This window comes from Pelodictyon luteolum DSM 273 (assembly GCF_000012485.1).
Lineage (GTDB): Bacteria > Bacteroidota > Chlorobiia > Chlorobiales > Chlorobiaceae > Chlorobium > Chlorobium luteolum.
This window is the reverse complement of record NC_007512.1, coordinates 81,393-105,000: the sequence shown is the minus strand read 5'-3', so window position 1 is coordinate 105,000 and position 23,608 is coordinate 81,393. Positions and strand designations below refer to the sequence as shown.

Below are 23,608 nucleotides of genomic sequence, written 5' to 3'. Positions count from 1 at the left end.
GGTTGCGCTCGCCCATGTCGAGCTTCATCTGCCGCATAGCCTCAAGGAACGGGAGCGATTCGATATCGCCGATGGTGCCGCCGATCTCGGTGATTATTACATCGTAATTGCCTTTCTTTGCCAGTTCGGCAAGTCTGTCCTTGATTTCATCGATCACGTGCGGAACGACCTGAACGGTGCCACCGAGGTACTCGCCCTTTCGCTCCTTGTCGATGACCGACTTGTAGACCCGGCCCATGGTAAGGTTCGACGCCTGGGAGGTCGACTCGTCGAGGAAGCGTTCGTAGTGGCCGAGGTCGAGGTCGGTTTCAGCACCGTCGTCGGTCACATAGACCTCTCCGTGCTGGTAGGGCGACATGGTGCCGGGATCGACGTTGATGTAGGGATCATATTTCTGTATGGCCACCCGGAGTCCGCGGGACTTGAGCAGCATGCCCAGTGATGCGGAAAGGATTCCCTTGCCAAGCGAGGAGATGACCCCGCCTGTCACAAAAACATATTTCACATTTTTCGGCCGAGCCATGAAGCTGTCCCTCGTTTATTGGTGTAGTGGAATTAGTCAGTTGCCGGGTGCGTTGTGGGATCCATCGCACCAGGGAAAATCCGCTGAACGGCAGCAGCTGCACACAGCGACCTCCTTCTCCTCCAGGATCTCGACCCTCGAGGGGTGCTTGCCGGTCCCCTTGTGCGAACCATCGCAGTATGGAGGGGTCTTTGACATGCCGCAGGCGCAGTAATACTTCGTGCCCGGCTGTTCAGTGATGATGTATGGTCCTTTCTTCTCCATTGGCACCTCCGTATGGAAAACGGTTCAGTTGATCAGTCGGTTTCGCCTGCGCCCGGTTCTCATTCGAACGAAAGCGGCATCTGGCCGTCGGGATCCTCAAGCAGGACGTCGGAATCAGTCTCCTCGTCGCTTTTCGGCACCCGTGCAAGCGCGGAGATCGTGTCACCAGCCATAAGCCTGATAAGCTTCACGCCCGAGGTATTGCGGCCGGTAATGCGGATGTCGGAAACGTGTTGGCGGTTCACGATGCCATGCGTGGTGATCAGGATCAGATCATCATCGTCATTGACATCAAGCAGGCCGACCAGGCTGCCAATCTTCTCATGCGCCTTGAGGGTGATGACGCCCCTGGCCCCGCGCTTCGTCAGGCGGTAGTCCTCAACCCTGCTGCGCTTGCCGAACCCGTTGTCGGTCACTGCAAGCAGAGCCGTATCGGTCCGCTTGGTGGTGACCATGGCAATGCACTTCTCTCCGCGATCGAGCGTGATGCCCTTGACGCCCATGGCGGTCCTGCCCATCGGCCGGACCTGCACCTCCGGGAAGCGGACAACCAGACCTGAACTCTTGGCGAGAATCACCTGATGGTCTCCGTCGGTGAGGCGGGCATCGAGCAGCGCGTCACCCTCATCGATGGTGATGGCGGCAATGCCGTTGCGCCGGGGACGCGAAAACTCCTCGAGCGCCGTCTTCTTGACAATACCGTCGGCCGTAGCCATGATGATATAGCCCGGTTCATCGAAGTTGCGGATGTTGATGTAGGCCTTGATCTTCTCGTCCGGGTGCAGCTCCATGATGTTGGCCAGCGCCCTGCCTCTAGCAGCGCGTCCTGCCTCGGGGATCTCATAGACCTTAAGCCAGTAGCAGCGTCCGGTATTGGTAAAGAAGAGAATATAGTTGTGGGTAGAGGCCACGAACATGTGTTCGATGAAGTCGTCATGCTTGGCCTGAGCTCCCGTCACCCCCTTGCCCCCGCGGGCCTGACGGCGGTACCCGGAGACCGGGAAGCGCTTGATGAAGCCATCGTGGGTGACGGTGATGACCACGTCCTCCTGAGCGATCATGTCCTCGATGGAGAAGTCTCCCTCTTGGGGCACGATTTCCGTCCGGCGTTCGTCACCGTATACCTCTTTTACTTTGAGCAGCTCTGTGCGGATGATTTCCATCTGCCTTTCGGGGCTCTGAAGGATGAGACGGAGCTCGTCGATGGTGGCGAGGGTTTCCTTATATTCAGCGTCGATCTTCTGGCGTTCCATGCCGGTGAGGCGCTGGAGACGCATTTCGAGGATTGCCTTCGCCTGAATCTCAGACAGGGCGAACCTCTCCATAAGACGATCCTGAGCCGTATTGGCATCGGGGGATTCGCGGATCGTGGTGATAACTTCGTCGAGGTTGTCGAGGCAGATCTTGAGACCCTCGAGGATGTGTGCACGCCTTTCGGCAGCCGCAAGGTCAAAGCGCGTGCGGCGAAGCACGATCTCGTTGCGGTGCTTGATGTAGTACTGCATCATCTCCTTGAGGTTGAGAATCCGCGGCACGCCATCGACAAGGGCAAGCATGATGACGCCGAACGTATCCTGCATCGGCGTATGCTTGTACAGGTTGTTCAGCACCACCTTCGCAACGGCATCGCGTTTGAGCTCGATGACAAGGCGCATGCCATCGCGGTCGGATTCGTCACGAATATCAGCGATGCCCTCAATTTTCTTATCGTGAACGAGTTCGACAATCTTCTCAATAAGACGAACCTTGTTGACCTGGTAGGGCAGCTCGGTAACCACAATCGACTCACGGCCGTTCTTCTGGGTCACCTCGATGAGAGCCCTTGCTCGGATCACCACCTTGCCCCGGCCGGTAAGATATGCCTGACGGACCCCTTCGTATCCGTAGATAATGCCGGCCGTCGGGAAGTCAGGGGCGATAACGAACTTCATCAGATCCGAGACTTCAAGCTCCGGGTTCCCGATGAGTGCAATCATGCCGTCAACCACCTCGCGGAGGTTCTGGGGCGGAATGTTGGTCGCCATGCCGACGGCGATGCCGGAGGCGCCATTGACGAGCAGGTTCGGAATCGAAGAAGGAAGAACGGTCGGCTCCTCAAGGGAGTCATCAAAGTTCAGGGCGAAGTCCACGGTCTCCTTGTCGAGATCCTTGAGCATTTCGCCTGCAATCTGCTTCATTCGGACCTCGGTGTACCTCATAGCCGCAGGGGAGTCGCCATCGATGGAACCGAAGTTGCCTTGGCCGTCGATGAGCGGGTAGCGGAGCGAAAAGTCCTGAACGAGGCGTACAAGACTGTCGTAGACAGCAGTATCGCCGTGGGGATGGAACTTACCGAGCACTTCACCGACCACGCGGGCCGATTTCTTGTGCGGCTTGCCTGCCTGCAGGCCGAGTTCATGCATACCGTACAACACCCTCCTGTGGACCGGCTTCAAGCCGTCGCGCACATCGGGCAATGCGCGGCTGACAATGACCGACATGGAATAATCGAGGTAAGACCCCCGCATTTCTTCCTCAATAGTGACAGGGAGTATTCTTTGGCGCTGCATAGGGCAATCCGGAGTGATATTGGCTATAGATACTGCGACAGGGTAATGTATAAAATTCCCCGATAATTACCGATTTCAGCGGGTTCGCTGATGAGGATAAAAACAGAGAACATACAATGAAAATTCAGCTTACCGTTATGACCGGCGCATCGGACCACAAGGATTCCAGATCATAAAAACGACGATCATCAGGCATAAAGATATGCACGACAACATCAACATAATCAAGCAGGATCCAGCGCATGGTCTCCATACCCTCAACGTTGAGGGGACGTTCGCCGTCATGGCGGAGTTCATCAACCACATGATCGGCCGCGGCCTTTGCCTTGCGGTCGGAATCGGCGGTGGCGATGACGAAGAAATCCGTCATTGTGGTCAACGCCCTGAGGTCGAGGATTTTGACCTCTTCGCATTTCTTTTCCAGCGTCAGCTCTGCCGCACGGCGGGCGAGCAGTTCGCCGACTTCAACTTCACGCACCCCTTTCGGTGCCGCCGTCACTTCTTTTTTCTTGGCTCCCATAACACTCCGTTCAGTTCAAACCGTTGACAGTACATAATCCGCACGGCAGGAATATAGCAATCATTCACTTCCCGCCAACTCCGCCCGGCCCTACCTGCGTGCTTCCGGACACAAACTCCTGATGATAGTCCGGCACCACCGACCCCGCGTCCGCTCCACCGCCTGTCGAGAGCAGCCGTCCTGCCATAGGAAAGAGAGCTGCCGCCGTAAAGAAATCCGCGCCGACAACCCTCGCACCACCGGCCAGGAGCGCATCCTGAAGCGGTTCGAGATGGCGCCCCACGACGGCCGTTGCGTGTGGATGACTGGCGAGTTCAGCGAGCACTGCCTCAGCACCGCCACGCTCTACCGGAGCATCCCACCTGAATGCGGCAAGATCGGCAGTGCGGAAGACGCTGTAATAATATTCACCTTTCCGCGACTCGACCACCGCCATCACCGCTTCCGCCCCGAATCCCGACGGGAGGGAAGCCGCCATCGACGGCAGTGTAGGAACAGGTACAACCGGAATACCGAGCCCGCAGGCTACGCCCTTGGCCACCGACATCCCGATTCGCAGAGCCGTAAAGGAACCCGGACCGGAGGATACCGCGACCGCATCAAGCGACCCGGGGAGGGCTCCCGCATCCATCATGATCCGGTCGATAAGCGGCACAATGCTTTCAGCCGTCTTCTGCCAGGCAGCCCCGCGCATGTCCCGGACTGCACCCCCGTGCAGAAGGCCGATGCCGAGTACCCCGTGGGTACACTCGATAGCAAGGATGTTCATCGTCCCCTCCCGGTGATGGTGATGGTACGACCCGAAGGGCCGTCATAGGCAATAGAGACCCTGACCGTGTAGCATCCCTCATACTCCGGGAAACGCTCCGCCCACTCAACGAACGAGGCCCAGGCCGAAGAGAGGTACTCGCCGAATCCGATTCCTTCAAGCTCTTCGGGCGTCTCGAGTCGGTAGAGGTCGAAATGGTGCAGGGTGGCCTCACGGCCCCCAACGGATCCCGTATAGACGTTCATCAAGGGGAAGGTGGGGCTTGAGAGCTGCTCCGAACAGGAGAAATACTCGCTCACTCCGCGCATGAACTCAGTCTTGCCCGCACCAAGCTCGCCGGAAAGGGAGACCACATCACCCTCAGACAATGTTGCCGCAAAGCTCCGGCCGGCAGCCCGGGTCTCTTCAGCGGAAGCGGAGCGGAAAACGTCGTTCATACCTGGTTCATCCAAGAGAGTGGAACACCAGCCCCGTCATGATTTTCGGATAGAAAAATGTCGACTTCTGCGGCATGACGTCCCCGCCCTCCGACACGTCAATCACCTGCCTGACGGTGGTCGGCTTCACCACGAATCCCGCCTGCGCTTCACCCGCCCCTACGGCACGGAACACCTCGTCCTCATCCTTGCGGTATACCACATTTTTCTGACCTGCCAAGGCCTCCGCCCCGATGCCGAGCAGCCGTCCGAGCACCAGATCGTGCAGGACTACAAGCCCCAGACGCCGGAGCGCATCGGGGCATGAAGAATCGAGGACACTGTCGGGTTCTCCGGCAAGCACGATGCCAAGGACTTTGTCCGGCAGTACCACCCCGTAGGCGTAACTTGAGGGCTCACCGTCGAGAAATGCATCGAGCGCGTCGCGCCCGCCGAGCTCCGTCACCGTGAAATACTCACCGAGCCGCCGGGTGAAGGCTGCGGCATCGAACCCGTCGATGCCGTGAAGAAGGCGGTGGATGGGAAAAACCACCAGCCCCTCATCGTACATGTTGGCCAGATAGGTCAGAATGAAGTTGTAGGGTTCGCTTCCATCATGGCCGGGGTTTGCGGCGGCACGCTCATTGCGGTAGTTGAGACCGGTCTCATAGCGGTGGTGGCCATCGGCAATGTAGACCGTACGCTCCGAGAGGCACCCCTGGAGGCGCTGGAGCAGCCCGGGCTCGTCAATGCGCCACATCCGGTTCCTGACCCCCTGCAGCATTGCATCGAGCACCGGCTGGTGGGCCTCCGCGTACTCTTTCATCAGCTGGTCGGCAGTGCCCGCCTCATCGGCGTATATGCCGAACACCGGGCTGATGTTCGTACGGGTCCTTCGGTAGAGGTTAAGCCGGTCCGCCTTCGGGCCGGAAAGGGTCTTCTCATGCGGCAGCACCTTTTTCTCCGTAAAATCAGAGAGGCGCATGGCGGCAAAAAAACCGCGGCGCGTGAACTCACGGCCGGAGGGATCGGTGAAGGTCTGGAAGTATGGGTAAAGCGCCGGGCGGTCATCAACCCTGAGCGCTCCGCTCCGGAGCCACTCAGCAATCCGCCCGGCGGCCGCCGCATATGGATCCGCCTCCTTTGGAAGTTCCAGGCGCACGGCGTTCACTTCGGATCGCTGATAGAGCTCATCCTGCAGTGCGGGAGGGATGACGTCATACGGGGGACAGATCAGGTTGGAGGCATCCTCCAGAAGGGCAGGGCTGTAAAGCAGTCCTGCAAAGGGCATGATTTCAGGCATCGGCGAACAGGACTAAAGGGTTGTTGTCTATCTCGGGCGGAGCGTTCCTTCTGGCGATCCAGAAGTCGTCGTACCCCTCTTTCACCAGCACCATGATGCGTTGGTTCTTGCACATTTCCAGCACGGCGAGGAATGTCACCACGAGGATGATGCGCTGGGTGACGCCTTCAAGAACAGAGGTGAACGAAACCTGCACCCGCTCGCCGAGCATCCGGAGAATCAGCTCTGTCTGCTCATGCACCGTAACCGGAGCCTCCATCACATTTCGAGTCATTGGCTTCGGCATGTTGTCGAGCACCGAGCGGTAGGCCTTGATGAGATGATAGATGGTCGGCCGGTTGACCGGTTCGTCCATTTCGTCCACGACATTCTGATCGTACTCCTCGAAGAAACCGCGTGCAAAGAGTTCATGACGAGCCTCGGCCATCTCCGCAAGCTGCAGGCTCGCCTCCTTGATGCGCTTGTACTCGAGCAGCCGCTGCACCAGCTCGGTTCGCGGATCGAATTCATCGGTATCGCCATTCTCCATAGAAGGACGGGGCAGGAGCATGGCCGCCTTGATGCTCATCAGCATCGAAGCCATGTAAATGAACTCCGCCGCCACCTCGAGATTCAAGGTTCTGGCCCCGTGGATATGGGTAACGAAATCGTTGGTGATTTTGGAGATGGGGATATTGTAGATGTCCAGTTCATCCCTCTTGATGAAGAAGAGGAGCAGGTCGAGCGGACCTTCAAATTCCTCAAGGCTGATCCTGAACATACGGTCGGGTGTGCGTTGGAAAACTCACTGGATCAAGATAGAAAAAGCGGGGAGAAATGCCCAAGCATAAGCAAAGAACTGAACCACCGGCAAAAAATATGGCCGTTTCAAATTTCCCGGTCAATTCGTGACATTGTATATTATGATAAAATGTATACGATGCCGCGCAGTACAGGCGAATCGTGATCATGAGTGGTTCCCTGCAAACACCAACGGCCGCATCCCATGAAGAAGATCCTGCTATCCCTCGCCTTGACCGCTATCGTGGCGATGGGCTTGGCCTCGCCAGCTGCAGCCGAGTCCGCAAACAACTGGTTTGACCGCGGGTTCGACTGCCAGATTCAGGGTGACATTAAAAACGCCCTGGAGCATTACACGAAAGCCATCGAAATCGACCCGGCTTTCGCCATGGCCTACCAGATGCGGGGAGCCGCCAACCAGAAGCTAAAGAAATACCAGCAGGCACTCAGCGACTACTCCATGGTCATCAACTGCGGCGAGACCAACTTCAGGGCTGTTGGGTACTACAACCGGGGAATCGTCAAAAACATGACCGGCGACTTCTCGGGTGCCACCGCGGATTTCTCACAAGCCATTGCACTCGACGGAAAAATGGCTCCAGCCTTTTTCCACCGGGCCATCGCCCGAAGCAAAACCGGAGACTTCCCCGGCCGACAGGAGGATTTCCGGCAGGCCGCGCGTCTCGGCGACCTGAACGCCGAAGCCTGGCTGAACACCTACTGCCCAGGCTGGAGGGAGATGCCACTGGCCGGCGGCCCGTCGTAGGGAAACTCATGAGCCGAACTGGCCGGTATCGATCCAGCCCATGCTGAAGAGCGACCAGAAATCCATCGCCAATCCCTGCGTGACATACCCGTAGGGGATCCATCCGTATCCGTCCTCCCCCCATTCCCTGCCCCAGGAGTTTCTGACGAGCAGAGCTCCCTTTGAAGCGGTCCCGCACCGCTTGTTGCCAACTTCACGGCTGTCGTCATACCCTACGGCAAGCACGGCATGCCCCCACTCCGCCTGTTCATCGGCGCACGGCATCGGGATATCGCCCGGAGCGGCGCCCTCGTCGAACGAGGGGAAACCGAAAAACCCGAAAGCCGAGGGCACCCCGGCGCTGAGAAAGCGCTTCACTCCGCCAAGCACCGTCGCCGGCTCCATACCCGCCCCCATGGGATCATGGCAGCAGTAACGAAGCGCCTCGAAGTTGTCGGCCAGAGCGTAAACGAACGCCGTTGGCTCGAGATCATAGTCGGTATCATTGTCGCTGTATGGCCAGTACTTTTCAGGTGGTGCACCACACAGCGCAAGGGCACCCATGGTGTTTCGCAGCCAGGCTCCGCCGTCACCCACGACACCCATGAGATTACGGGTCGTCTTGTAGATGAAGAGACGGGAGCAGTCGATATGGCGGCCGAACGCACGGCGCTCGTAGTACTCGACCATACCTGCCGCGGCCTGCGCCGTACAGGCGCCTATGCCGCCCTGGTTTTCGACCGGGGGGCACCATTGCCTGAGGTCCATGGAAGAAGGAAGATTGCCCGAGCCTTCTGCAACGCCGAGCTTCCGGACCATACCGGCAATGTCAGGATGGGACGGGGTGTAGTCGCGAAGGTCGGGCATCGGGGGGAGCCACCCGGTACCGACCGGTTTCGGGTGACCTGCTGCAGGTAGCATCTGCTGCTTCGGGTACATGGCGTCCTCCATTCTTGCGGTTGGGGAAGGAAAAGACGCCAGTGCATGCACGCCCGTAGGCATACTACACAAATAACAGCACTACACCGCCTTGCCACCCCGCTCACGGGTCCGGATGCGTATGCACTCCTCCAGTGGGGTGATGAAGATCTTGCCGTCGCCAATGGCCACAGGGTCATGGCTCGCGAAATTGATTATAGTGTCAACGGTGACGTCGACGAACTCATCGTTGACGGCTATGTCAAGGCGGATTTTCGGAATGAGGTTCGGTGCGATCTTCTGGCCGCGGTAGATGTCAATATCCTCCTGACGGCCATGGCCGGTCACCCGGCTGACGGTGATACGGGTGATGTCCGCCTGTATCAGCGCTTCGCGGACGTGGTCAAGCCGGTCGGGATTGATGATGGCGGTAATCAGCTTCATTGATCGAAGGGTTGATTCAGTTGAGGTTGATGAGCCCGTATCCGTGCTCGCCGTGCATGCTGTGGTCAAGGCCCGACATTTCGTCGTTTTCGCTGATGCGCATGCCAATGGTCTTGTCAATGAGCACCAGAAGAAAAAGCGACACAACCGCAGCATAGACGACGGTGATGCCGACGGCTGTTGCCTGCACCCCTAGCTGCTGCATCACGGTCCAGCTGCCGCCGGCCTTTTCGGCGGCATCAGCCATCCAGGCGGGACGGATGAAGAAGACGAGCGCAAGAGCACCGACGATGCCGCCGACTCCGTGTACGCCAAACGCATCAAGACTGTCGTCGTATCCCATCTTGTTTTTTATGAGGATCGCGCAATAACATACAATGGAGGCGAGAGCACCAAGCGCGAACGCCCCGGAAGGCTGCACAACGCCTGCCGCAGGCGTTATGGCTACAAGACCGGCCAGAATACCGGAGGCGACGCCGAGGCTGGTGGCCTTGCGGTGCTGCAGCATTTCAATGACCATCCAGGTAAACGCCCCTGCCGCTGCAGACACCTGCGTGACTGTGAGGGCCCGGGCGGTGGCAAGATCGCTGGCGATGGCGCTGCCGGCATTGAAACCAAACCAGCCGACCCATAGCAGTCCTGCGCCAGTGAGTGTCATGACCAGGTTGTTCGGATGCATCACGTTGCGGGGATAGCCCCGGCGGCTGCCGAGATACAGCGCCGCAACCAGCGCAGTCACACCCGAAGAGATATGAACAACGGTGCCGCCGGCAAAGTCGATTGCTCCGGCCGCTCCAAGATTGAAGAGAAATCCGTCAGAAGCCCATACCCAGTGGCATATGGGGCTGTAGACAATGATGCTCCAGAGCGCAATGAAGAGGGCGTAGCCGCGAAAGTTCACCCGTTCGGCGAATGCGCCGGCAATAAGGGCCGGGGTGATGATGGCGAACTTGCCCTGGAACATGGCAAAGACATATTCGGGAATGTGCGACGGCAGAATGGACTCATCGATCCCCTGCAGCATGAAATACTTCGAATCCCAGCCAACAAAGCCGCCCAGTACTCCCGGACCGAAACTCAGGGCGTAGCCTACCATCGGCCAGAGCACCCCGATGATGACCATCGCACCGAAGCTGTGCATCATCGTACCGATCACGTTTTTCGTGCGTACAAGGCCGCCGTAGAACATCGCGAGCCCGGGAATCATCAGCAACACAAGAGCAGTGGAGGTAAGCATCCAGGATGTGGTGCCCGAATCTGTATAGACTTCGGGTGCGGCCGCGGCCGTAGCGGATACCTGCATCAGAACGGGAAGCATCAACATGGCCGTTGCTATTCTTTTCCTCATAACCGGCGTTTAGGTTTTATTTGACCCTAAAAAATTTAAGACTATGAAGAGTAAATAATTATTTATTTAAGTAAAAGCAAAACAATAGCACCGCGAGCAACAGAATTATGATTATCCGCGTATTACGGCAGAGGAAGTGACGCGGACGAGGCAAAAACAACCCGTCCAGGGCGATTTTATTTTTTTGAAAACAAATTCGCATTACCATAAATTACCGCTTAGAAACCAGCCAATGGTTGGCTGGTCGCTTACAGGTAATTTGTGCCTTGGTTATCTGCAGAGCGCCTCTTTCTATCAATGCACCATGTATACCAAGACCTAAAAATGAATATTTATATTGGCAATCTGCCGTACTCCGTGTCAGAAGATGATCTTCGCGATGCATTCTCCCAGTTCGGGCAGGTCGACAGCGCAAACATCATCATGGACAAATTTTCCGGACGCTCAAAGGGGTTCGGCTTTGTTGACATGTCGAGCGACGAGGCAGGCCGTGCCGCCATCGAGGCGATGAACGAGCAGGAGTTCAAAGGCCGAACCATCAAAGTGAACGAGGCAAGGCCCCGGGAAGAAAGGGCTCCCAGAAGGAGCAGCTACTGAGCGCTGTCTCCAGTAATAGATGATAAAGCCGGGCGGAACACACAGGTTCCGTCCGGCTTTTTTAGTTGCCCGTTCCGCATCCCCCGAAAAGGGCCGGCCATCTTCATAGTACGACTCTCAGTGCTCGCGCTGAACCAGATCCCTGAGCGCTGCGGCAAGCGAGGGGAAACGAAACACAAAGCCATGCGCCGTCATGAATCCCGGCAACACCTTCTGCCCCTTTACGGCATACTCTGCGCCCTCTCCCAGAAGAACCTGCACCGCCATCTTTGGTACGGGAAGCAGCGACGGGCGGCCGAGCACGGAGCCGAGCGTCTGGGCGAATTCTTTCATTGAAACCGGTTTCGGTCCGACAGCATTCACGGGGCCGCTCCAGTCCTCATTGTCGAGTGCTGCAAGAATGCAGTCGATCTCGTCATCGAGATGGATCCATGAAATGCACTGCTCCCCTGTTCCGACAGGACCACCAACGAAGAAATTGAAGGGTCCGAGCAGTTTCTGCAGCATGCCGCCTCTGGTGGAGAGGACAATGCCTGTGCGAAGCAGAACGAGGCGCACTCCGCTTTTTTCTGCCGCCAGAGCCTCCCGTTCCCAGTCCTCACATATTTTGGCAAGAAAATCTCTGCCGGCAGACCCGTTTTCAAGAATGTCGGGCGTATCAGCGCAACGCGCCATTGATCCGTAATAGCCTATGGCCGATGCGGAAATAAAGACAGCCGGTTTCACCGGCGCCTTCGAGATGGCAGCCACCATGTGGCGAGTGCCGAGTATGCGGGAGTTGTAGCACTCCTGCTTGTGCTCTTCCGTCCAACGGGCCTCAAGCAGGGGTTTGCCGGCAAGATGTATCACGGCTTTTGCTCCGCTGACAAGGCCTGTCCATTCCCCTTCGGCCATATCGGAGTCCCACAGGACGTATCTGGCGGCGCCGGGCACTGTCCCTTTAGCCGCTTCGGGGCTGCGAGCAAGGACCACTACCTGTTCGCCCCTTTTTTCCAGTGCTGCGACAAGTTCGGTGCCGATGACGCCGGTGGCGCCGGTGATGACGATATGACCCTCCATAACCTCTTTGGGATTTATGTGATGAAAAAGACCCCCTTCAAGGGGGGGCCGTTCAAGAGGTGTTTTAAACAGACGCCGGGAAAGAATAATTCCCGGCAACAACAAGAGAACTGAAAATCAGCGGTCGAACGGCAGCACCGCACCGCCGTCTTCAGACAAACGGACATCGGTCGGGCGGCCGGGGTTTACAGGAGGGAGATCACCTCCACTGCTGAGCCTGCGGCAGATGCTGCCATCGGCCATGAGAGCCAGTTCACCATCAACAACCGCCGCGTAGGACTTTTTAGCGGCAACCCGCACCACCCTGATTCTGCCGATCCGGCTCTCCACAGCGCCCAGCGACTCTCCTGTATAGTGATCCTTCACACCGGGACCAGCGGCAAACACATCAAGAAGGTCACCGTCCTGCAAGGTCACACCGCCCTGGTTCACCAGCACTTCACCGGCTGCGTTGCGGCCGACGACGCGAAGCGGGTAAATGTTATCGAGCGAGCGCCGCACAATCATCCGAGCCGCACCGAGAACCAGAGCGCGGCGAACGGCATCAGGGGCGGCCGACACGGCATCCTCCCTGGGCATAGCCGACCCCTCAAGCACAATCCGCTCGCTGCCCGACCACTTGACCTCCCTCGTCGGCATCACGATGATCCGGTAATCCACATTGAGCGAAGCAGCACCATGCTGTACCCGCTCACCGGTGAGGGCTAACACATCTTCTGCTCGGCGCTCGACTCCCCCTGAAATACTGCCTACAAGCATGTAGTCCACGCCGAGAACCCTGCCCATTTTCATCATTTCCGACTCTTCGCCATCCGGAGAGAGCAGAAGGGACTTTTCACTGAGATACGCGTCCATGTAATCTCGGTCGAGTACCGTGAATTTCCGGCTCTGGGTCAATTCCGTCACGACCTGCTGAACCAGTTCCGCAGAGACCTCTTCAGCAGGAACCCGCTGTCCGTCGAGCAGCATCGGAATGCCGGCCGTCCGGAACGGCATTACCGCTATCCGCCGCCGATTGGAGGCGTTGAGGCCGGGGCTTTTGTAGTGGGTGAATGCAACCAATACTCTTGCCTCCCACCGTCCGGCCGCGAGTTCGTGGGCCTCAAGCACCCGGTACTGCCGGACTGCTCCACGAACCGACTCGCGCACTTCGTCGCGAACGACGGCGTTATGCCTGTCGGGGGTGGTCATTGCGCTGTCCGTCACGGCACCCGGAGCCGGAAGTTCCCTCACCAGCTCTCTTTTTGACTGAATGTCAACCCCGTGGTTCTGACGGATGGCCTCAAGCAGGGCATCCTGAACCGCTTCAGAGCGCGTCTCCCCGTACCCTTTCACGTCGAGCTGGGAAACCACGAATTCAGCCTGCGCCAGGATGGGCAGCAGAAGGATAACGATCACAAGGAAAATCTGTTTGAAAATACTCATGGGGAGAATCGCATAACGTTAGAAATCACAGTCATATTCAGGCTCGGGAGGCAGACTCACCGGAACCGGCTCCTCGTCCGGAGATCCGGCGATGGCCGCGGAATCAGCCGGCATAGGGATGAGGATTGGCGTGACAGCAAGAGAGTCGACCGGCATCTCCGAATCTGCAGGCGCAGCCGGGCTGACCGCAACCGGATCCGACGTTGCCGGATACCCGCCGTCCGGGGAAGCGGCGAGAGCCCCCGGCCCTGTCAGCACGAGCAGTGTGATGAACGCCCTCTTCACCACGATACACTCTTGTTGCTTCCCCGCTTGCCGATGAAGCTCTCACCCTCCCAGAACGCCAGGCCGGTGTTGATGTCGGTAAGGGTCAGCTGGAAATAGTACTCGACCTGCTGGGTCCCGCTGCTCACACGGATGTTCCTCTGCAGGATCTTGCCTGAAAGACTGAGCTCGGGGGCGATCATCCTGCCTTTGCCGGCCACGGTCGACTGGTTGAACTCTTCGGACTGGCGCAGCTCACGGGTCTGCATTGCCATCCGGTCCTCGGGGCCGTTCGGGCCGACGGCTGTCGTGACGACAACCTTCCCGCTCTGGAGCAGATCGATGCGTATCTTCTTGACGAGCTGGTCGGTGTCGATGCGCTGCATCGTGTCATTGATGACACGCGAAACGACAAGCACATAACGGCCACCGTCCCTTTTGTTCAGGGCGCCGGACTGCAGCATGGAGCCGACCGCCTCGGCGGCAGCTGTCTGGAAATCGCGGTAATCAAGGCCCATAACTGCCTTGCCCCGGTCATTGCTCGTGTCAATGTGCTGGACGGAGGTAGCGCAGCCGCTCATGGTAACGGCCACCGCCAGAGCGGCCAGAATGTTTTTTCCTTTCATGGTTCTCCCTATGGTTGTCGGTTACTTTTTAGCTTTCCTGATTAAAATCCTGAAATCCGAAACGCCCGGTTTCGGGGCAACGGCACTGAATGAGAAGTTCGCTTTTTCAAAAGCAGGACACGTCGTCCATCGCGTCATGACGCTCGGCACCTGCAACCCGCTTCCCTCAAACCACTCCACGCGGTACTCGAGCAGGCGGTACCTGGAGGTTTTGTTCCTGCCCGTCACCTGCACCTCCATCAACCCGCTGCTGTTGACGACCGAAACAAAGTCGGTCAGAAGCATGTCACCCTTCAGCGAACCATCTACAAACGATACCCGGCGCTCTTCAAGACGCGTGCTGGCACACCCGCCGATGAACAGCAGCAGCATAAACAACACCCCTAATCTTGAACTCCTTTGCATGCTTATTTCTCCATGTCTTGATGTGAATGAATCTCTTCTCCATGCGCTTCATCCGGCCCTTCCATAGGGCCGGCAACTGCGACAGGCCGCTCTTCATCTGCAGCAACCGGCACAGGGTTCATCGGCGTCACGCTGCAGAATGGCGTAGCCCCGGGGGCGGGCACCTTCACATACACCATCGAGCTTCCGTCGATGGGCACTGTTACGCTGAACACCCTGCCGCCAGCCGTTTCTATGTCAAGAACACCACTCTTCGGCACCCGAACCCTGGCAATCTGGAACTCCTTGGGAAGCGCCGTCCACATACGGGTATCGGCAATGGTGGTTGCCCGCTGCATGAGGCCTCCGAGAATACCACCGATATCGCCGAACTGCTTCTGTGCCTGGTTCTGGACCACTGTTTTCATGGCAGCCGAGAGAATCGCGCGACGAAGGATGGCGGGATAGCGTTTTTTGAATTCAGTCTGCACCACCCGGTCCATGCTTGAAAGCAGCTCGGTACTGCCGACCACCTGCGCCCCGTCCATTACAGAAAGCCCCTGGCAGCCGTTCTCCCTGAGTACCAGCTTCGGCAGCGCGATACCGGTGTATTTGATCTGACTCGTCACAAGAAACAGCGGAAGGTCAAGCCTTACTTCTTCCTTCACCGGGCCGGAGCCGTTTTCAAAGACCACCCAGACATGCCGACCCTTCGCCTGCAGGCCGTCTGCCTCGGCAAGATCACCCATAACCACTGCATTGCCCTGTGTCATACCGGCAACCTCTTTAAAGAGGGTGGAGGCTTTCGGGTAATCACCCTGCGACATGAAAAACAGACCCGCGGCATAGGTGGTGAACGGGTTCACGAAATCCGGGTAAGCCGCAAATTCAAAGAGGTTGGAATAGGTATTCTCGATAGCGCGTCTTACCTGCGGACTATTGGCGCTCCCTTCAAGATCGACGGGAGCGCTTCCGTCCGCCTGCTTGCGCGCAATTTCCTCTTTCTGCCTGGCAATTTCCGAGGCAAACCGCTCCACAGCCCGGCGCTGCCGGTCAAGGGCCCGGTTGAACTCAATTCGGGCAAGATCGATTTTCCCCTCCTGCCAGAAATTCAACGCCTTGTAAGTATTGACCATCACGCCATCGTAGACGCTCCCCTTATAATCAAGCGAGCTGTCATTCAGCAGCACCGATCCTGCACTTGATGCCGCATTGGAAGCAAAGAGTTTTTCATCATGCTCCTTGATGATCGCTTCACACTCATCGAACAGCAGTGAGCTCAGCTCCAGCCGGTTGCAGTAGCGCAACGCGGCAGCAGCCTGCATCGACTGCAGCAGCTTTGCCTTGTCCTGCCGCTTGCCGCCTATGCGTTCAAGTTCGAAATCTGCGGCCTGGTCGTACTGGGCGTTCTCAAAAAAAATGTTGAATTTCTCGATATCCTTCTTCTGGCCTGCGTAAGCCGCGCCTTGGAGAAAGAGAAGGACAACAACCCAGACGGCAATGCACTGCACTGCCATACGCACGGATGAGGGCGTCATATCGGAGAGGGGGTAGAGGGTTGTAGCAACATCACGGACCGGCCCGCTGCGACATGAAAGTCCAACAGGGCTGTCCAGATAATGTCAATATAACACAAACTACACGGAAATATAAGTAATCCTGCGCGAAAAGCGCCGAGCTCAGACCTCTTCGCCGTTGAAGAGCAACACCACCTGCCGATCATCGCCAAGCAGGTCCGTGGCCTCCGTGGACCAGCCGCGGGATGCGGCTTCAAGGCGCTCAAGCACTTCGTCCTCGAAATCATCGATCATTTCATCGTCGCCGTCAAAATCTTCAGGCGAATCGATGCTCACGATAACGGACGGCTCTGCCTCATCACCCTCGCCCCACACACCGAATTCGATCGTCACCGCTCCACCCTCTGTACCGGTAAGAGTGTCAAGGACGCCCTCCTCCCGCAGTTCCCGGGAGATCGTTTCGAGGTCTGCAAGGATTGCAGCGAACCTCGCATCCCCCTGCATATCGGGGCTTGCGCCCAGTTCACGTTCACTCATGAGAGGTAATCAGAATTATTGTTAATGAAAATGTGAATCCCGCCGGCGCACCTATTCAACAGTGACAGACTTCGCCAGATTGCGCGGTCTGTCCACATTGCAGCCGCGGAGGGTGGCGATGTGGTATGAGAGCAACTGCAGCGGAATGACCGTAAGCAGCGGCATGATCTGGGCGGAAGCCTGCGGAATGTAGATGACATGCTCGGCAAGACGGGCCACTTCGGTGTCGCCCTCGCTGGCGATGGCTATCACCCGGCCCTTTCGGCTTCGCACCTCTTCGATATTGCTCAGGATCTTCTGGTAGGAACTGTCGCGGGTGGCAATGACGACGACCGGCATATCCTCATCGATAAGGGCGATGGGACCGTGCTTCATCTCGGCTGCAGGATAGCCTTCGGCGTGAATATAGGAAATCTCCTTCAGCTTGAGCGCGCCTTCGAGCGCTACTGGGAAGTTATAGCCGCGGCCGAGGTAGAGAAAGTTTCGTGCATCCTTGTAGTCGTCGGCGATCTGCTGGATCTGGCTGTCCAGCTCGAGAATTTTCGCGGCATGCTCCGGAACCTTCGAGAGTTCCTTCAGGCTGAGGCGCATCTCATCATGGGAAATCGTACGTCCCTTGCTGAGTGCCAGGGCAAGCATGTAAAGCACGATCACCTGGGCGGTAAACGCCTTGGTCGACGCTACGCCGACCTCGGGACCGGCATGAGTATAGATGCCACACATGGTCTCCCGGGCGATGGTCGAGCCAACCACGTTGCAGATCCCCATCACCATAGCACCCTTTTCCTTTGCCGCACGGAGCGCTGCGAGGGTATCGGCGGTTTCGCCGGACTGGGAAATCACGATGACCACGTCGTCGGGTCCGATGATCGGGTTGCGGTAACGGAACTCGGAAGCGTAATCGACCTCCACCGGGATTCGGGCGAAGTCCTCGATGAGGTATTCGCCTATGAGGCCTGCGTGCCAGCTGGTTCCGCAGGCACAGATGACAATGCGTCTGGCCTGTTTCAGGCGGTCAAGATAGTCCTCGATGCCGCCAAGCACCACCCGCCCCTCTTCGGTCCTGACACGGCCGCGCATCACGTCATGCATGACGTCCGGCTGCTCGAAAATTTCCTTCAGCATGAAGTGCTCGTATCCGCCCTTTTCGATCTTCTCAAGCGAAAAGTCGAGTTCGGTGATATCCTTCTCCATGGCAACGTTCTCGATGGTGCGAACCTGGTAGCCGCTGCGGGTGATGACGGCCATTTCGCCATCGGAAAGATAGACCACGCGGTTGGTGTGCTCGACGATGGGAGCCGCATCGGAGGCGATGAAATACTCGCCCTCGCCGATTCCGATCACCAGAGGACTGCCCTTGCGGGCGACAACGATCTTGTCGGGATCACGGGGTGAGATCACGCAGACACCGTAAGCCCCTTCAACGTGGCGCAGTGCAGCCCGCACGACCGCCTCCAGCGAGAGCGACGGATCGATTTTCCATATCCGGTCAATGAGCTGAACGAGCACTTCCGAGTCGGTATCGCTCTGGAAATGATAGCCCTCCCCCTGCAGCTCCTGCTTGAGCACCGAATAATTTTCAATGATACCGTTATGGATGACGGCGATGTCTTCCTGGGCATTCAGATGGGGATGGGCGTTGCGGTCGCTCGGATCACCATGCGTAGCCCAGCGGGTATGACCTATACCGATGGTGGCGCCAAGCATTCTGGCTGGCGAAGCATCGAAGGCCTTCTGGAGTTCGGCGACGCTGCCCTTCTGCTTCATGAACGGCAGACCGCCGTTGAGCAGGGCGATACCGGCCGAGTCATATCCCCGGTACTCAAGGCGGTGGAGCCCGCCAAGCAGAAGAGGAGCCGCTTCACGGGTTCCTATATATCCAACGATTCCACACATAAATTCAATTCCGGTTAGTACTCGTGCTGTTTCATTATAATATACGACAACAGAGAGCCTCTGTCTAGAGGACGCTCCGCATGGCGGAGTGAAGGCGTTCAGCCTCCATCGACACCGCAGCCTCGTAAGCCGCAATATCCCTGAACTCCCCCGGGGGATAAATGAGGCTGCGGCTGATGTTGACCAGAGCTCCTTCACGGTTGGCGTCCACGCCAAGGTCGACGGCCTCTTCAAGAGAGCCGCCCTGCGCTCCGACTCCGGGAATCAGGAAAAACAGACCCGGTGCCGCGTTGCGGATGTCTGCAAGAAGGGCGCTCTTCGTTGCCCCGACGACCACGCCACCGTTGCCACCGGCACCCCACTGTGAAACCCGCTCCAACACCCGGCGGTAGAGAGGAAGGCCGCCTTCCAGCTGCTGCTCTTCAAAATCCCGGGACCCGGCATTGGAGGTGAGGCAGAGTACGAAAACAAGTTTGTCGGAGTAGGAGAAGAATGGCTCGAGGGAGTCGTAGCCCATGTAGGGCGCCACCGTCACGGAATCGAACTCCCAGTGCTCGAAAAATGCTCTGGCGTACATCCTGCTGGTGTTGCCGATGTCGGCCCTTTTGGCATCGGCGATACTGAGGCACTCCGAAGGGATTTCCACCAGAGTCTCCTCCATGTCGCGAAACCCCTCGATTCCCCTCGCCTCATAGAAGGCGGTATTGATTTTGTAGGCCGCCGCATAATCTCGGGTGGCGCGGATGACGGAGCGGTTGAACTCGAGAACCGGGCTCGAAAATCGAGAAAACACTGCAGGAACCTTTTCCCTGTCGGCATCAAGACCGACACACAGCAGTGATTTCAACGTTGAGATCCGGTGATTTGCCTTATCGCGGGCTGCGTTCATAATGCTGTCTCCTTCCCTGATATTACGGCCGCCGTCAAGAGGGATCTGGCCACCCTTTCCCGTGGCCTCAGGGAAACTAATAGCTGGGGAAAGGCATTTAAACAATTGCTCAATATATGATATGTTTTGGAACGATATGCTTCATTAAATGGAAGAATCCAGTAAATTGATCATTCACGACATTCGATAACGATCCATAGAAACAGATATTTATAATTACCATTACGACAGTTGATTGATGGCAAAAAACTCGCTGAAACCCTCCAATCCCTATAATTCCGAACCTGAAACCCCCCAGCCACGACCGAAGCTCCCGATGATATACTACGTGGTGGTCATCGCACTGCTTATCGGCCTTCAGCTCGCCTTTTTCTGGTCAGGTTCGTCACGGGAAATACCCTACAGCACCTTCCGGACATTCATCACGGAAAACAAGGTCGAATCCGTACGGATTGCGCCCGAGAAAATCTATGTCACGCTCAAGCCCGGCGTCGACAGCGGCCTGCCGAAGCAGGAAGAGGGCAATGATACAACCCGCAAGCTTCTGCCCGGCGCGAAAACCCCGGAAAACGAGGTGACGGTAAACCCCGTCCGTGACGAAAGCCTTACCGCTCTTCTGGAAACCCACGGAGTCAGATATGAGGGCTCGCCCGGAACCACCTGGATCAGCGAACTGATCCAGTGGGTGCTCCCCTTCGCCCTGCTTTTCGGCCTTTACTTTTTCATTTTCCGCCGCATGGGCGCAGGAGGTCCGGGAGCGCAGTTCATGAATATCGGCAAGAACAAGGCCGCACTCTATGAAAACCTTGACGAACACACCCGCATCACCTTCAAGGACGTGGCTGGTCTCGATGAAGCCAAAGCCGAGGTGATGGAGGTGGTCGACTTCCTCAAGGACCCGAAAAAGTACACCCGCCTCGGTGGCAAGCTCCCAAAAGGCGTGCTGCTCGTCGGCCCTCCCGGCACCGGCAAGACCCTCCTTGCCAAAGCCGTCGCAGGAGAAGCGGACGTGCCGTTCTTCAGCATCAGTGGATCGGACTTCGTTGAGATGTTCGTCGGCGTCGGTGCGGCCCGAGTGCGCGACCTGTTCCGCCAGGCCAAGGAGAAGGCCCCCTGCATCATCTTCATCGATGAAATCGATGCTGTCGGCAGGAGCCGCGGCAAAGGCGCCATGATGGGCGGAAACGACGAACGCGAAAACACCCTCAACCAGCTCCTCGTCGAAATGGACGGGTTCGCGACAGACAAAGGAGTCATCCTCATGGCGGCCACAAACCGCCCCGACGTGCTCGACCCCGCCCTGCTCCGCCCCGGCCGGTTCGACCGCCAGATCATGGTCGACAAGCCGGACCTCAAGGGACGGATGGATACGTTCAGGGTACATACCAAGAACATGTCGCTCAGCCCGGACGTAAACCTGAAGGCGCTCGCATCGCAGACGCCGGGGTTCGCCGGAGCCGAGATCGCCAATGCTGCCAACGAAGCCGCATTGCTCGCCTCCCGCCGCAACAAGGAGAGCATCGAGATGAAGGACTTCGAAGACGCTATCGAGCGAGTGGTGGCGGGCCTCGAGAAAAAGAACAAGGTCATCAACCCGAAAGAGAAGCGGATCGTCGCCTACCATGAAGCGGGCCACGCCATCGTCAGCTGGATGATGCCGGAAAACGACCCGGTGCAGAAGATTTCCATAGTGCCTCGCGGCATGAGCGCGCTCGGCTACACGATGAACATCCCGCTCGAGGACCGTTACCTCATGACGAAGCGGGAGCTGTTCGCGCGCATCTGCGGCCTGCTCGGCGGGCGCATCGCTGAGGAGAGCGTGTTTGGGGAGATCTCGACCGGAGCACAGAACGATCTGGAAAAGATCACCGGCATCGCCTACAACATGGTGATGGTTTACGGTATGAGCGATAAGATCGGCAACCTCTCGTACTACGAAAGCAACAACCCCTACTACGGAGCTCCCGGCGTCGAGAAGAAGTTCGGGGGCGAGACCGCCCGCCTCATTGACGAAGAAGTGAAGGCTATTGTGGAATCGGCTGCCGACACAGTCAGAACCATGCTCAAGGAACACCGGAGCAAGCTTGAGGCACTGGCCCGGGAGCTGCTCACAAAAGAGATGCTCCAGTACTGCCAGATCGAGGAGATCCTCGGTAAGCGGCCCGGCGGCCAGGAAGAAGATTCGGGAGAGGTTGACTGCAGCAAGAAATCCGCGGAGAACGGCATGGTTGCGCACGAACCCGAAACGACGGCGGACGCAGAGAGCACGGAAAAGGTCGGGCTCAGCGCAACTGAACTGGCCGAGCTCGAAGCAGCGGCCGAGCGGTTGCGGCAGTCCAGAAACGTCTCCGACAACTAGATGAACGGAGAAAAGGGCGGGGAGAAGGAATGAAAAAAGGGCAGGTTGTTTACCTGCCCCTGGCATATGCCTGATGTGGGTCCCGAGGGATTCGAACCCCCGACCTACTGGGTGTAAACCAGTTGCTCTAACCAGCTGAGCTAGAGACCCTTGAGGGGGCTTATTATACCATATTTTCCCTGTAATGCAAAGAGAAAAAACGGCAGCCCTGAAACGGGATCTGCTCTGTTTGTAAGCCTTCACGAAAAAGCATAAATTCAGCCCGTTACCTTTCAGCGCAATCCGGCAACCATTTTTTCCCACTACCATGAGAGCATTATCGATTCTCGGCAGCACCGGGTCCATCGGACTCAGCACACTCGATGTCGTCCGCCAGCACCCCGATCGATTCAAGATTGTCGGCCTGGCTGAAGGCCATGATGTCAACATGCTCGCAGAACAGATCAGGGAGTTCAACCCCTCCATCGTATCGGTACGTGATGCCGGGTCCGCTGAACTCCTCAAAACTCTCCTCGGCACCGACCTGCCCGAGATATGCCACGGCATCGAAGGCGCCGGAACCGTTGCTGCCGCCGAGGGCTCCGACATGGTCGTCTCGGCAATCGTGGGTGCTGCAGGACTGACCCCCACCGTCAAGGCCATCAAGGCGGGAAAAGATATCGCGCTGGCAAACAAGGAGACCCTCGTCGTCGCAGGACAGCTGGTATCCGATCTCGTAAAGAAACACAACGTGCGGCTACTGCCGGTCGACAGCGAACATTCCGCCATCTTCCAGTCGCTTCAGGGCCACCGTCAGGAAGACGTGGAGCGCATCATCCTCACCGCTTCGGGCGGACCTTTCCGCAACTCGTCCTTCGCCGACATGGAGAAGGCCGGCCCCGAGCAGGCCCTCAAGCACCCGCAGTGGAGCATGGGCGCAAAAATCACCATCGACTCGGCAAGCATGATGAACAAAGGGCTTGAAGTGATCGAGGCTCACTGGCTCTTCAACATGCCCGCCGAAAAGATCGGCGTGGTAGTCCATCCGCAGAGCATCATCCACTCTATGGTCGAGTACATCGACGGCTGCGTGATCGCCCAGCTCGGGTCCCCCGACATGCGCGCCCCGATTGCCTACGCCCTTTCCTGGCCGGAACGGTGCGAAAGCGGCATCAAGAAACTCGATCTGGCAACCATCGGCACCCTCACCTTCGAGGAACCCGATATGGTCCGGTTCCCGGCGCTGCGTCTCGCCTTCGATGCCCTCAAGGCAGGGAGGACTTACCCGGCGGTGCTGAATGCGGCAAACGAAGTAGCAGTCGCGGCCTTCCTCAACAACAAGATCGGCTTCACCGCCATCGCCGAAACCGTTGACAAAACCATGCAGGCGCATGAGGCTTACACCCCCGTAGAGCTCGAGGAGTATATCAATGCCGACGGTTGGGCACGCCGGGCGGCAAACGCAATCATCGGATAACGCACCCCGAAGGCGCATCC

General features: G+C 57.7%; 24 protein-coding genes and 1 tRNA gene (1 of these 25 running past the window's edge). 4 read left to right on the top strand and 21 right to left on the bottom strand.

Going from position 1 to position 23,608, the window contains the following annotated elements; translation table 11 throughout:
- The 8 genes from PLUT_RS00500 to PLUT_RS00465 all read right to left on the bottom strand — a co-directional run.
- A protein-coding gene (locus PLUT_RS00500) for a CTP synthase (protein ID WP_011356866.1) crosses the window boundary here: on the bottom strand, positions 1-523 show its 5' end (the start). 1,271 nt of this gene lie to the left of the window's left edge; the window shows 523 of its 1,794 coding nt (coding positions 1-523); it begins with the start codon at positions 521-523; its stop codon lies off the left edge, out of view.
- A 36-nt stretch (positions 524-559) separates the two neighbouring features.
- Positions 560-787: a CDGSH iron-sulfur domain-containing protein gene (locus PLUT_RS00495; protein ID WP_041463709.1), complete on the bottom strand. Its 228-nt coding sequence runs from the start codon at positions 785-787 to the stop codon at positions 560-562.
- Between the two features lie 59 nt (positions 788-846).
- Positions 847-3,336: a DNA gyrase subunit A gene (gyrA, locus tag PLUT_RS00490; protein WP_041463708.1), complete on the bottom strand. Its 2,490-nt coding sequence runs from the start codon at positions 3,334-3,336 to the stop codon at positions 847-849.
- 124 nt (positions 3,337-3,460) lie between these two features.
- Entirely contained in the window at positions 3,461-3,856 is a 396-nt protein-coding gene (gene rsfS, locus PLUT_RS00485) for a ribosome silencing factor (RefSeq protein WP_011356863.1), read from the bottom strand.
- 64 nt (positions 3,857-3,920) lie between these two features.
- The gene (tsaB, locus tag PLUT_RS00480; protein ID WP_011356862.1) at positions 3,921-4,625 is read right to left on the bottom strand and encodes a tRNA (adenosine(37)-N6)-threonylcarbamoyltransferase complex dimerization subunit type 1 TsaB; all 705 of its coding nucleotides are present in this window, start codon (positions 4,623-4,625) and stop codon (positions 3,921-3,923) included.
- Positions 4,622-5,062 (bottom strand): tRNA (adenosine(37)-N6)-threonylcarbamoyltransferase complex ATPase subunit type 1 TsaE, encoded by a 441-nt coding sequence (gene tsaE, locus PLUT_RS00475; protein ID WP_011356861.1) that lies wholly within the window; start codon positions 5,060-5,062, stop codon positions 4,622-4,624. Before tsaE ends, tsaB begins: the two co-directional genes overlap by 4 nt.
- 7 nt (positions 5,063-5,069) lie before the next feature.
- Positions 5,070-6,344, bottom strand: coding sequence for a DUF1015 domain-containing protein (locus tag PLUT_RS00470; RefSeq protein WP_011356860.1), 1,275 nt, complete (start codon positions 6,342-6,344; stop codon positions 5,070-5,072).
- Positions 6,337-7,104: a segregation and condensation protein A gene (locus PLUT_RS00465; RefSeq protein ID WP_011356859.1), complete on the bottom strand. Its 768-nt coding sequence runs from the start codon at positions 7,102-7,104 to the stop codon at positions 6,337-6,339. The genes PLUT_RS00470 and PLUT_RS00465 overlap by 8 nt, the downstream gene beginning before the upstream one ends.
- A 225-nt stretch (positions 7,105-7,329) precedes the next feature.
- Between PLUT_RS00465 and PLUT_RS00460 the strand changes: the two genes are divergently transcribed.
- Entirely contained in the window at positions 7,330-7,890 is a 561-nt protein-coding gene (locus PLUT_RS00460; RefSeq protein ID WP_011356858.1) for a tetratricopeptide repeat protein, read from the top strand.
- A gap of 6 nt (positions 7,891-7,896) precedes the next feature.
- On the opposite strand, the gene PLUT_RS00455 is transcribed toward PLUT_RS00460, so the two are convergent.
- The 3 genes from PLUT_RS00455 to PLUT_RS00445 all read right to left on the bottom strand — a co-directional run bounded on the left by PLUT_RS00455 (position 7,897) and on the right by PLUT_RS00445 (position 10,579).
- Positions 7,897-8,808 carry a C1 family peptidase gene (locus PLUT_RS00455; protein WP_011356857.1) on the bottom strand — a complete coding sequence of 304 codons (912 nt, stop codon included), beginning with the start codon at positions 8,806-8,808 and terminating at the stop codon, positions 7,897-7,899.
- Positions 8,809-8,889: 81 nt separating this feature from the next.
- Entirely contained in the window at positions 8,890-9,231 is a 342-nt protein-coding gene (locus tag PLUT_RS00450) for a P-II family nitrogen regulator (protein ID WP_011356856.1), read from the bottom strand.
- Positions 9,232-9,247: 16 nt separating this feature from the next.
- Positions 9,248-10,579: an ammonium transporter gene (locus PLUT_RS00445; protein ID WP_011356855.1), complete on the bottom strand. Its 1,332-nt coding sequence runs from the start codon at positions 10,577-10,579 to the stop codon at positions 9,248-9,250.
- A gap of 324 nt (positions 10,580-10,903) precedes the next feature.
- Here PLUT_RS00445 and PLUT_RS00440 point away from each other — a divergent pair, with 324 nt between their 5' ends.
- On the top strand, positions 10,904-11,176 hold the full coding sequence (locus PLUT_RS00440; protein ID WP_041463706.1) for an RNA recognition motif domain-containing protein: 273 nt from the start codon (positions 10,904-10,906) through the stop codon (positions 11,174-11,176).
- A 117-nt stretch (positions 11,177-11,293) separates the two neighbouring features.
- On the opposite strand, the gene PLUT_RS00435 is transcribed toward PLUT_RS00440, so the two are convergent.
- From PLUT_RS00435 to pyrF, 9 genes are all read right to left on the bottom strand, one after another.
- Positions 11,294-12,235: a TIGR01777 family oxidoreductase gene (locus PLUT_RS00435; protein ID WP_011356853.1), complete on the bottom strand. Its 942-nt coding sequence runs from the start codon at positions 12,233-12,235 to the stop codon at positions 11,294-11,296.
- A gap of 117 nt (positions 12,236-12,352) precedes the next feature.
- Complete coding sequence (locus tag PLUT_RS00430; RefSeq protein WP_011356852.1) at positions 12,353-13,660, bottom strand: CsgG/HfaB family protein; 1,308 nt, start codon at positions 13,658-13,660, stop codon at positions 12,353-12,355.
- 18 nt (positions 13,661-13,678) lie between these two features.
- Complete coding sequence (locus PLUT_RS00425; protein WP_011356851.1) at positions 13,679-13,948, bottom strand: hypothetical protein; 270 nt, start codon at positions 13,946-13,948, stop codon at positions 13,679-13,681.
- Positions 13,942-14,550 (bottom strand): penicillin-binding protein activator LpoB, encoded by a 609-nt coding sequence (gene lpoB, locus PLUT_RS00420; RefSeq protein ID WP_011356850.1) that lies wholly within the window; start codon positions 14,548-14,550, stop codon positions 13,942-13,944. The genes PLUT_RS00425 and lpoB overlap by 7 nt, the downstream gene beginning before the upstream one ends.
- Before the next feature lie 21 nt (positions 14,551-14,571).
- Positions 14,572-14,922 carry a YcfL family protein gene (locus PLUT_RS00415; protein WP_238974599.1) on the bottom strand — a complete coding sequence of 117 codons (351 nt, stop codon included), beginning with the start codon at positions 14,920-14,922 and terminating at the stop codon, positions 14,572-14,574.
- A gap of 35 nt (positions 14,923-14,957) precedes the next feature.
- Positions 14,958-16,472 carry a COG3014 family protein gene (locus tag PLUT_RS00410; protein WP_011356848.1) on the bottom strand — a complete coding sequence of 505 codons (1,515 nt, stop codon included), beginning with the start codon at positions 16,470-16,472 and terminating at the stop codon, positions 14,958-14,960.
- 141 nt (positions 16,473-16,613) lie between these two features.
- The gene (locus tag PLUT_RS00405; protein WP_011356847.1) at positions 16,614-16,988 is read right to left on the bottom strand and encodes a hypothetical protein; all 375 of its coding nucleotides are present in this window, start codon (positions 16,986-16,988) and stop codon (positions 16,614-16,616) included.
- Positions 16,989-17,039: 51 nt separating this feature from the next.
- Entirely contained in the window at positions 17,040-18,884 is a 1,845-nt protein-coding gene (gene glmS / locus PLUT_RS00400; protein ID WP_011356846.1) for a glutamine--fructose-6-phosphate transaminase (isomerizing), read from the bottom strand.
- A gap of 64 nt (positions 18,885-18,948) precedes the next feature.
- On the bottom strand, positions 18,949-19,773 hold the full coding sequence (gene pyrF, locus PLUT_RS00395; RefSeq protein WP_011356845.1) for an orotidine-5'-phosphate decarboxylase: 825 nt from the start codon (positions 19,771-19,773) through the stop codon (positions 18,949-18,951).
- 238 nt (positions 19,774-20,011) lie between these two features.
- Between pyrF and ftsH the strand changes: the two genes are divergently transcribed.
- Positions 20,012-22,132, top strand: a complete 2,121-nt coding sequence (gene ftsH, locus PLUT_RS00390; protein WP_011356844.1) for an ATP-dependent zinc metalloprotease FtsH — start codon at positions 20,012-20,014, stop codon at positions 22,130-22,132.
- Positions 22,133-22,208: 76 nt separating this feature from the next.
- Here the strand turns inward: ftsH and PLUT_RS00385 are convergent.
- Positions 22,209-22,282: transfer RNA gene (locus tag PLUT_RS00385), tRNA-Val, on the bottom strand.
- Positions 22,283-22,439: 157 nt separating this feature from the next.
- Here PLUT_RS00385 and PLUT_RS00380 point away from each other — a divergent pair.
- Positions 22,440-23,588, top strand: a complete 1,149-nt coding sequence (locus tag PLUT_RS00380; protein WP_011356843.1) for a 1-deoxy-D-xylulose-5-phosphate reductoisomerase — start codon at positions 22,440-22,442, stop codon at positions 23,586-23,588.
- Positions 23,589-23,608: the final 20 nt, after the last annotated feature.

What these genes read in the sequence shown, in the direction of transcription:
- PLUT_RS00380 (WP_011356843.1), top strand. Translation starts at nt 22,440, where the DNA reads ATGAGAGCATTATCGATTCTCGGCAGCACCGGGTCCATCGGACTCAGC.
- PLUT_RS00440 (WP_041463706.1), top strand. Translation starts at nt 10,904, where the DNA reads ATGAATATTTATATTGGCAATCTGCCGTACTCCGTGTCAGAAGATGAT.
- PLUT_RS00410 (WP_011356848.1), bottom strand. Translation starts at nt 16,472, where the DNA reads ATGACGCCCTCATCCGTGCGTATGGCAGTGCAGTGCATTGCCGTCTGG.
- glmS (WP_011356846.1), bottom strand. Translation starts at nt 18,884, where the DNA reads ATGTGTGGAATCGTTGGATATATAGGAACCCGTGAAGCGGCTCCTCTT.
- PLUT_RS00430 (WP_011356852.1), bottom strand. Translation starts at nt 13,660, where the DNA reads ATGAGTATTTTCAAACAGATTTTCCTTGTGATCGTTATCCTTCTGCTG.
- tsaE (WP_011356861.1), bottom strand. Translation starts at nt 5,062, where the DNA reads ATGAACGACGTTTTCCGCTCCGCTTCCGCTGAAGAGACCCGGGCTGCC.
- PLUT_RS00435 (WP_011356853.1), bottom strand. Translation starts at nt 12,235, where the DNA reads ATGGAGGGTCATATCGTCATCACCGGCGCCACCGGCGTCATCGGCACC.
- PLUT_RS00465 (WP_011356859.1), bottom strand. Translation starts at nt 7,104, where the DNA reads ATGTTCAGGATCAGCCTTGAGGAATTTGAAGGTCCGCTCGACCTGCTC.
- PLUT_RS00470 (WP_011356860.1), bottom strand. Translation starts at nt 6,344, where the DNA reads ATGCCTGAAATCATGCCCTTTGCAGGACTGCTTTACAGCCCTGCCCTT.
- PLUT_RS00495 (WP_041463709.1), bottom strand. Translation starts at nt 787, where the DNA reads ATGGAGAAGAAAGGACCATACATCATCACTGAACAGCCGGGCACGAAG.
- ftsH (WP_011356844.1), top strand. Translation starts at nt 20,012, where the DNA reads ATGGCAAAAAACTCGCTGAAACCCTCCAATCCCTATAATTCCGAACCT.
- lpoB (WP_011356850.1), bottom strand. Translation starts at nt 14,550, where the DNA reads ATGAAAGGAAAAAACATTCTGGCCGCTCTGGCGGTGGCCGTTACCATG.
- gyrA (WP_041463708.1), bottom strand. Translation starts at nt 3,336, where the DNA reads ATGCAGCGCCAAAGAATACTCCCTGTCACTATTGAGGAAGAAATGCGG.
- PLUT_RS00455 (WP_011356857.1), bottom strand. Translation starts at nt 8,808, where the DNA reads ATGTACCCGAAGCAGCAGATGCTACCTGCAGCAGGTCACCCGAAACCG.
- PLUT_RS00460 (WP_011356858.1), top strand. Translation starts at nt 7,330, where the DNA reads ATGAAGAAGATCCTGCTATCCCTCGCCTTGACCGCTATCGTGGCGATG.
- tsaB (WP_011356862.1), bottom strand. Translation starts at nt 4,625, where the DNA reads ATGAACATCCTTGCTATCGAGTGTACCCACGGGGTACTCGGCATCGGC.
- PLUT_RS00445 (WP_011356855.1), bottom strand. Translation starts at nt 10,579, where the DNA reads ATGAGGAAAAGAATAGCAACGGCCATGTTGATGCTTCCCGTTCTGATG.
- rsfS (WP_011356863.1), bottom strand. Translation starts at nt 3,856, where the DNA reads ATGGGAGCCAAGAAAAAAGAAGTGACGGCGGCACCGAAAGGGGTGCGT.
- PLUT_RS00450 (WP_011356856.1), bottom strand. Translation starts at nt 9,231, where the DNA reads ATGAAGCTGATTACCGCCATCATCAATCCCGACCGGCTTGACCACGTC.
- PLUT_RS00415 (WP_238974599.1), bottom strand. Translation starts at nt 14,922, where the DNA reads ATGCTGCTGCTGTTCATCGGCGGGTGTGCCAGCACGCGTCTTGAAGAG.
- PLUT_RS00405 (WP_011356847.1), bottom strand. Translation starts at nt 16,988, where the DNA reads ATGAGTGAACGTGAACTGGGCGCAAGCCCCGATATGCAGGGGGATGCG.
- pyrF (WP_011356845.1), bottom strand. Translation starts at nt 19,773, where the DNA reads ATGAACGCAGCCCGCGATAAGGCAAATCACCGGATCTCAACGTTGAAA.